We start from the raw sequence: 439 nt of genomic DNA on the forward strand, positions 1-439 counted from the left end.
CCAGATCTTGATGACGTCGTGACGGCCGGACGCACGGGCCGCATCTGCCTTCTTGAGCAGCGAACCCTCGACGAACGGGCCTTTCCAGACTGAACGAACCATGTCCGGCGTTCCTTACTTCTTCCGCTTGTGGCGGCTTAGGAGAATGAATTTGTTGGTCGACTTGTTGGTGCGGGTCTTCTTGCCCTTGGTCGGCTTGCCCCACGGGGTGACCGGGTGGCGACCGCCCGAGGTACGACCTTCACCACCGCCGTGCGGATGGTCGATCGGGTTCATGGCGACACCGCGGTTGTGCGGACGACGGCCCATCCAGCGCTTGCGACCGGCCTTGCCGATCGAGGTGTTCATGTGGTCCGGGTTCGACACCGCACCGATCGTGCCGCGGCAGCGGCCGTGGACCAGGCGCTGTTCACCCGAGTTCAAACGGATGATGACGTAG

At 63.3% G+C, this 439-nt stretch carries 1 pseudogene; it reads right to left on the minus strand.

What is annotated here, in order from left to right:
- Positions 1 to 114: 114 nt before the first annotated feature.
- Positions 115 to 439, minus strand: a pseudogene (locus tag AACY08_RS29885) (50S ribosomal protein L2); the annotation flags it as partial.

The organism is Pseudomonas sp. EL_65y_Pfl1_R83, assembly GCF_963970695.1.
In the GTDB taxonomy this organism is placed as follows: Bacteria; Pseudomonadota; Gammaproteobacteria; order Pseudomonadales; family Pseudomonadaceae; genus Aquipseudomonas; species Aquipseudomonas tritici.